The sequence below is a fragment of the Roseomonas sp. 18066 genome (genome assembly GCF_902706185.1).
In the GTDB taxonomy this organism is placed as follows: Bacteria; Pseudomonadota; Alphaproteobacteria; order Acetobacterales; family Acetobacteraceae; genus Pseudoroseomonas.
The window spans coordinates 72411-79236 of sequence record NZ_CACSJM010000007.1 but is presented as its reverse complement, the minus strand read 5'-3'; the positions used below and the strand labels follow the sequence as shown (position 1 = coordinate 79236).

The window sequence follows — 6826 nt, the reverse complement described above, 5'->3', positions numbered from 1 at the left end:
GCCGCGCCCCGGCCGGGGGCCAGTGGGCGGTGCAGGTCGGCGCCTTCGACGCCGCGGCGGCGGCCCGCACGGCGGCCAGCCGGGCGGCGCGGCGCGGCGGCAAGGCCGAGGTCGAGAGCGTCCGCGCCAGCGGCAAGATGCTGTACCGCGCCCGGGTCACCGGCCTGTCCGCCACCGCCGCCCGGCAGTTCTGCCGCGGCGCCAGCGGGCCCTGCATGGTGATCGCCCCCTAGGAAGCGTGCCGGAAACTGGAAATGCCGCGCCCCCGCTGCGGCTTTTCGGCGCCGGTTCCGCCGGCCCCGGTTGAGGGCGATGGCCTCTCGCCCTAGTCTCCCGCCCTTCTCAGCGACTGGAGCCTAGGGCCATGCAACTCCCCTATGACCGCGTGCTGCGCGGCGATCTCGTGCTGCCCGACGGTATCCTGAAGGATGGCTATGTCGCGGTGCGGGGGGAGCTGATCGCCGCCATCGGCCAGGGCGAGCTGCCGCCGGCCCGCCAGGTCGACGATTTCGCCGGCCGCAGCATCCTGCCCGGGCTGGTCGACGGGCATATGCACACCGGCAGCGCCATCGGCTTCCCCGGCATCGAGGGCGCCACCATGTCGGCCGCCGCCGGCGGCGTCACCACCATCTGCGACATGCCCTATGACGTGCCGCGGGCGGTGACCAACGCCGGGATCTTCGCCGAGAAGGTGGCGGCGGTGCATGCGCTGTCGCATGTCGACGTGGCGCTCTACGCCACCATCACCAAGACCGGGGGCGTGGATGCCATCGCCGGGCTGGCGGAGGCGGGCGCTTCCGCCTTCAAGCTTTCCACCTATGAATATGACGCGGTGCGCTTCCCGCGCATCGACCACCCGACGATGGTGGCCGCCTTCCGCGAGATCGCCAAGACCGGGCTGATGGTCGCCGTCCACAACGAGGACCAGGAGCTGGTCGAGCGGCTGACGGCGGAGGCGCAGGCCTCCGGCCGGGTCGACCCGATCATGCATGCCCGCACCCGCCCGCCGCTGGCCGAGACCATGGCCGACCTCGAGATCTTCGAGATCGGGCTGGAGACGGGGGCGCATGTCCATATCGCGCATTCCTCGGTCGCCCGCGGCTTCGAGATCGCCGAGGCCTTCCGCGCCATGGGCGGCCGCGCCTCGGGCGAGGCCTGCATCCAGTATCTGTGCATGACCGAGGAGGACCTGGTCCGCCTCAAGGGCTTCGGCAAGTGCAACCCGCCCTTCCGCACGGCCGCCGAGGTCGAGCGGATGTGGGGCGCGCTGGTCAACGGGCAGATGGCCTATGTCTCGACCGACCACGCCCCCTGGCAGCGCGAGAAGAAGCTCGGCGACGATATCTTCGCCTGTGGCGCGGGCCTGACCGGGCTGCAGTCCTATGCGCCGCTGATGTTCACCATGCTGCGCGAGCGTGGGCTCCCCCTCACCCTCATGGCGAAGTACTGCGCCGAGAACACCGCCCGCTACCACGGGCTGTTCCCGAAGAAGGGCGCCATCAAGCTCGGGTCCGATGCCGACTTCCTGGTCATGGAAGAGGGCGAGTTCGTCTTCGACGAGGCCTCGATCCAGGACCGGCCGGATGCGCGCTGGTCGCCCTATCACGGGCGGGCGATGACCGGCCGCGTGGCGGCGACCTATCTGCGCGGCAGCTGCATCTGGGACGGCACGGCGGTGCTGGCGCGTCCCGGCCAGGGCCGCTTCGTGCCGCGGCAGCACCGCAACAGCGCCCTCGTCGAGCTCGAGGCCGGCTGATGCGCGCTGTGGTGGTGATGGGCGCCGGCATCGGCGCGCTGGCGCTGTGGGTCTGGCTGACGGGCCCCGGCACCAGCCTGCCGCTGGCGCTGGGCGGCGGCGTCTGCGCCGTGCTGGCCAGCCGCATCGCCTATCGCCTGCTGACGCCGCGCGACACCGACACCGACACCGCCCCCCCCACCCCCGGCGATCGAGGAGAGAGCTGAATGTTCGAGGTACGCGAGGAAAAGGACGGCAGCTTCGCCGTCTGGATCGCCGGGCGCGAGCGCGTCGCCATGCTGCGCAGCCAGGAGGCGGCCGACGCCCTGGTGGATGCGCTGGAGGATGCCTGGGACGACGCCTTCCTGCGCGCCGTCGCCGAGACCCAGGAGGAGTTTGGTGCCGATTTCATCGACCCGCTGCCTCCCACGACGAATTAACGAGCTCGGAGCCCCTTCATGTCCCGCATCCTGACCCTTGCCGCCGCGCAGCTCGGCCCGATCCAGAAGGCCGAGGGGCGCGACGCCGTCGTCGGCCGCATGGTCCGGCTGATGGAGCGCGCGCATCAGCGCGGCGCCGAGGTCGTCGTCTTCCCCGAGCTGGCGCTGACCACCTTCTTCCCGCGCTGGTACGAGGAGGACATCAACAACGCCGACCATTGGTACGAGCAGGCGCTGCCGTCGAACGAGACGGCGCCGCTGTTCGAGGCGGCGAAGAAGTTCAACATCGGCTTCCACCTCGGCTATGGCGAGATCGCGCATGAGGCGGACGAGACGGGCGTGGTGCGCAAGCGCCACTTCAACACCGCGATCTATGTCCACCCGACCGGCGAGGTGGTGCTGAAGTACCGCAAGATCCACCTGCCGGGGCACAAGGAGTTCGACCCGAAGCGCAAGGTCCAGCACCTGGAGAAGCGCTACTTCGAGGTGGGCAACCTGGGCTTCCCGGTGACGCGGGCGCCGATCGGCCAGGTCGGGCCGGTCAATATCGGCATGCTGATCTGCAATGACCGCCGCTGGCCGGAGGCCTGGCGCGTGCTGGGGCTGCAGCAGGTCGAGCTGGTGATGCTGGGCTACAACACCCCGTCCATCAACCAGGATGCGCGTGGCTTCGAGGCGCATCACCTGCGGGTCGAGCACAGCCACCTGTCGATCCGCGCCGGCTGCTACCAGAATGCCTGCTTCGGCGTGGGCGTGGCCAAGGCGGGCGTCGAGGATGGCTGCGAGCTGTTCGGCAACTCGATCATCGTCAATCCGCAGGGCCAGATCATGGCCGAGGCGACCAGCTGGGATGACGAGCTGATCGTGGCCGATTGCGACCTGGACATGTGCACCCTGGGCCGGACGACGATCTTCAACTTCGCCGCCCATCGCCGCACCGAGGCCTATGGCCGCATCCTGGAGCAGACCGGCAGCGTGGCGCCGGCCGAGTGGGTGCCGTCGAAGTAAGCGGCCGATCACGCTCGCGCTGGCGACGCTGGGATGGGCCGGCGTCTGCCGTGCTGACGATGACGACGACTGACAGAAAAAAGATGGGGGTCCGGGGGAATTCTTCCCCCGGCCTTTCTTTTATCTAGGCGGCGACGCTGAGCAGCGCCTGCACGGCGGCCGCCTGACAAGGCTCGATCACCGGAACCCCCGCCGCGTCCTCCACCGCCTTGCGGTGCCCCGCCATGCCGGCGCAGCCCAGGATGACCGCCTCGCTGCCCTGCCGGACCAGTTCCCGCGCCGTGTCGCAGAGCGCCGCGCGCGCCGCCGTCGGGTCGGTCAGCGTCTCCATCGGCAGGTTCAGCGCGATGCTGGCGGCCAGGCGCCCTTCGGCCCCCATGGCCTGCAGCGCCCGGCGCTGGCGCGGCTTGGAGGCGTCGACGAAGGCGATGACGCCGAAGCGCTCGGCCCGCGTCAGGGCGCTGGCGACGGCACAGCGGAAGGGGCCGAAGACGGGCTTGTCGGTCGCGATGCGCACCGCCTCCAGCCCCGGATCGGAGACGCAGGCCAGGACATAGGCGTCGGCCGGCGTGGTCTCGACCAGGCGGCAGAGCGGCTCGGCGACGCCGTACCAGTCGCGCCAGTCGATGATGGCGGGCGGGCCGCCGGGCAGGGAGATGGTCTCGAACGCCACCTGCCCCGGCAGGGCGAAGGGCTGGAGGCTGTCGGCGATGCCGCGGGTGCAGCTGACCGAGCTGTTCGGGTTGATGACCAGGATGCGCTTGACCATGGCGCGCAGCATCGCGCCCGGGGGGCGGCCGCGCAAGGCGGGCGCCGGTTTCGGTCAGGAGCCTTCACTTGATCCGCATGGCGCAACGTGCCGATATTGCGTTGCACACGGAAACGGTTCCGCCCCGGCTCGATACCCGGAGCGTGCCAGGAAGCCAGGAAGAAGCCCATGGACCACCAGCCGCAGCGCTGGGAGCCCGACCGCAGCCAGGCGGCGCGGGTCGCCGCGCTGCCGCCCCTGACGGTGATGCTGAAGCGGGGGGCGATGAATCGCTGCCCGGTCTGCGGGGTGGGCGCGGTGTTCCGGGGCTATCTGGCGGTGGTGCCGGAATGCCGGCATTGCGCGACGCCGCTGGGCCGGGTGCGGGCGGACGATGCGCCGCCGTATTTCACCATCTTCATCGTCGGCCACCTGCTGCTGCCCGGCGTGTTCTGGGTGGAGAAGGCCTATGTGCCGCCGATGTGGCTGCACATGGTGGTGTGGCTGCCGCTGTTCACGCTGATCTGCGTGCTGCTGCTGCGGCCGATCAAGGGGGCGACGGTCGGGCTGATGCTGCGCCTCGGGCTGGTCGAGGACGCGCCCGCTGGCCCGACGGCGGAAGACCGCCGGGATGGCTGACCAGCGGCTGCAGAGCATCGCCCTGCCGGAAGGCGCGCCGCTGCCCAACCCCTATGCCGAGGCGGATCGCGCCCAGGCGGTGGCCGACCTGCTGGCGGGCAACAGCTTCGACCCCACCGGGCTGCCGCCGGGGCCCTATGCGCTGCATCTGGAGATCCGCGACGGGCGGCTGGTCTTCGACATCCACGACACGGCGGAGGCGCCGCTGCGGGCCATCGCCCTGGCGCTGGGCCCGTTCCGCCGGCTGATCAAGGACTATCACCTGGTGGTGGCCAGCCATGAGCAGGCGGTGACCGAGGGCGGGTCGGAAGCGCGGATCCAGGCGATCGACATGGGCCGGCGCGGGCTGCACAACGAGGGCGCCGACCTGCTGTGCCAGCGGCTGGATGGCCGCGTGGCGCTGGACTTCGAGACGGCGCGTCGGCTGTTCACGCTCGTCTGCGCCCTGCACCAGAGAATTTAGGTCCCGCAGGGGTGGCGGAGCTCCAGCCGGAAGCGCCGCCCCTCCACCATCAGGTCGCGCCAAAGCGAGGGCTCCAGGGTGTAGCGCCCCTCGCGGCTGGCCTCGGCCGAGGCCTGGGCGCAGCGGTTGTAGCTGCCCTGCTCGACCCAGCCCTCCGCCTCGTCCTCGCGCCAGACGCGCATCCGCAGGGTGCTGCCCAGCAGCACTTCCGGCTTGTTGTCGCCGTCCAGGTCCAGGACCATCACGTCGCAGCCGCGCCAGCAGCTGGTGCGCAGGGTTTCTTTCTGTTGTTCCGCGAAGCTGTCCGGCAGGCGGGTGGCGGGCGGGATGAAGCGCAGCTGCGGCTCGGGCAGACCCGGCGCCTGCGGCCGGGCCTCGGCCAGGTCGCGCAGCGGCGGCTGCAGCAGGGCGGCGCGGCCGGCGGGGCCGAGCTCACGCTGGAACAGGCCGCGGTCGAAGCGGTCGGGCGCTGTGCGCCCATCGGCCAGCCGGGCCAGCTGGTCATTGAAAGAAAGCTTTTCCGGCGAGGCGAGCGGCGTGTTCAGCAGCACCAGCAGGCCGAGGGTCAGCCAGGCCATGACCTGGTTCACCGCCCCCAGCGGCGCCATGCCCGGCCGCGCCGCCGCGGCCAGGTAGCCCAGCGCGTAGAGCGCGGCGAGCCCCGCCGCCACGCCGGCCAGCACCCGGTCCGGCGTCAGCCCGTATTGGCCGATGCGCAACCCCAGCGCCCAGAGCGCCAGCAGCGCCAGCACCGGCAGCACCAGCGCCCCCAGCCGGGCGGCGGCGGCCTGCAGCCGGGGGGCGGTGGCCATGACCAGCCCGTCCTGGTGCACCGCGTTGATCAGCAGGATCAGCAGCGCCGCCGCCCCCAGCAGCCCGCCGGCGGCGAGATGGGTCTGCCACAGCCGCTCGATCCCGGTCAGCGGCAGGGCGAGCAGGAAACCGGCGGCCAGCATGGCGAGCAGCGGCATCAGCCAGGCCAGCAGGGTCAGCAGCAGCGCCCGCAACGCCAGCGACAGCCGTTCCCGCAACCCGAGCAGCGCGAGGCCAAGGCCCAGGATCAGCCCCGAGGCGGGGAGAGCAAAACTGCGCCGGTTGACCAGCCGCTCCAGCCCCTCGAGGCCGATCAGCGAGAACAGCGCGGCGCCGGCCTCGAGCACCAGCCAGAAGGCGCCGAGGAAGGCGAAGGCCATGGCCAGGCGCAGGCTGTCCTGCCAGGCCTGCTCGAAGCAATCGGCATAGGGCGGCGGCCAGCGCCCGGCCCGGGCGGCGGCGCCGACGAGATGGTGGCCGAGGAAGACCACCCCCCCCGCGCTGGCCAGCAGCCGGGCGGAGGGCGCGTCGACCCCGCCCAGCCCCCAGCCGCCGGCATCGTGCCAGGCCATCGCCGCCAGCAGCGCCGTCGCCGCCGCCAGCCAGGGCCAGAGCAGCCGCCCGGGCCAGCGGCCCAGCGCCAGCATCAGCGAGACCGGCAGCAGCAGCGCCCCCAGCACCCCCAGCGCATAGGGGCCGGGCGCGGTCAGCCAGGCCGGCAGGCCGCGCGGCGCGTCCAGCATCAGCAGGTGCAGCGCCACCCCCTGCCCCAGCCCGATCGCCGGCAACAGGGCGGCGGCGCGGCTCATCGGGGGCACGGTGGTGTCGGACGGCATCGGCGGGTCGGCTCCAGCTCAGATCTCCCCCACGCTTGTCGCATGACGCGCGGGCGGAGAAGCGACTATATGCGCAAGCCACGCTTTCCCCACCCCCGCTTGCCTTGCTCCGCCTGGGCGCGGCCACACCGACGGAGACTGCCC

The 6826-nt window shown here is 71.9% G+C and carries 9 protein-coding genes; 7 read left to right on the top strand and 2 right to left on the bottom strand.

Annotated features, from left to right (window positions below; translation table 11 throughout):
- The 5 genes from GVN67_RS02905 to GVN67_RS02885 form a co-directional block, all read left to right on the top strand.
- A partial coding sequence (locus GVN67_RS02905) for an SPOR domain-containing protein (protein WP_200845099.1) occupies positions 1 to 233 on the top strand: 233 nt, incomplete at its 5' end.
- A gap of 131 nt (positions 234 to 364) precedes the next feature.
- The gene (locus GVN67_RS02900) at positions 365 to 1756 is read left to right on the top strand and encodes a dihydroorotase family protein (protein WP_159992767.1); all 1392 of its coding nucleotides are present in this window, start codon (positions 365 to 367) and stop codon (positions 1754 to 1756) included.
- A complete protein-coding gene (locus tag GVN67_RS02895) occupies positions 1756 to 1962 on the top strand; it encodes a hypothetical protein (protein WP_159992766.1) in 207 nt (68 codons plus the stop codon). Before GVN67_RS02900 ends, GVN67_RS02895 begins: the two co-directional genes overlap by 1 nt.
- A complete protein-coding gene (locus GVN67_RS02890) occupies positions 1963 to 2175 on the top strand; it encodes a hypothetical protein (RefSeq protein WP_159992765.1) in 213 nt (70 codons plus the stop codon).
- 18 nt (positions 2176 to 2193) lie between these two features.
- Positions 2194 to 3183 carry an N-carbamoyl-D-amino-acid hydrolase gene (locus GVN67_RS02885; protein WP_159992764.1) on the top strand — a complete coding sequence of 330 codons (990 nt, stop codon included), beginning with the start codon at positions 2194 to 2196 and terminating at the stop codon, positions 3181 to 3183.
- Between the two features lie 124 nt (positions 3184 to 3307).
- Here GVN67_RS02885 and GVN67_RS02880 read toward each other — a convergent pair whose 3' ends face one another.
- Complete coding sequence (locus GVN67_RS02880; RefSeq protein WP_235034913.1) at positions 3308 to 3988, bottom strand: aspartate/glutamate racemase family protein; 681 nt, start codon at positions 3986 to 3988, stop codon at positions 3308 to 3310.
- A gap of 132 nt (positions 3989 to 4120) precedes the next feature.
- On the opposite strand from GVN67_RS02880, the gene GVN67_RS02875 reads away from it, so the two are divergent.
- A complete protein-coding gene (locus tag GVN67_RS02875) occupies positions 4121 to 4570 on the top strand; it encodes a DUF983 domain-containing protein (RefSeq protein WP_159992763.1) in 450 nt (149 codons plus the stop codon).
- A complete protein-coding gene (locus tag GVN67_RS02870) occupies positions 4563 to 5033 on the top strand; it encodes a UPF0262 family protein (RefSeq protein WP_159992762.1) in 471 nt (156 codons plus the stop codon). The genes GVN67_RS02875 and GVN67_RS02870 overlap by 8 nt, the downstream gene beginning before the upstream one ends.
- On the opposite strand, the gene GVN67_RS02865 is transcribed toward GVN67_RS02870, so the two are convergent.
- On the bottom strand, positions 5030 to 6682 hold the full coding sequence (locus GVN67_RS02865) for a DUF4153 domain-containing protein (RefSeq protein ID WP_159992761.1): 1653 nt from the start codon (positions 6680 to 6682) through the stop codon (positions 5030 to 5032). The genes GVN67_RS02870 and GVN67_RS02865 overlap by 4 nt on opposite strands.
- Positions 6683 to 6826 lie beyond the last annotated feature (144 nt).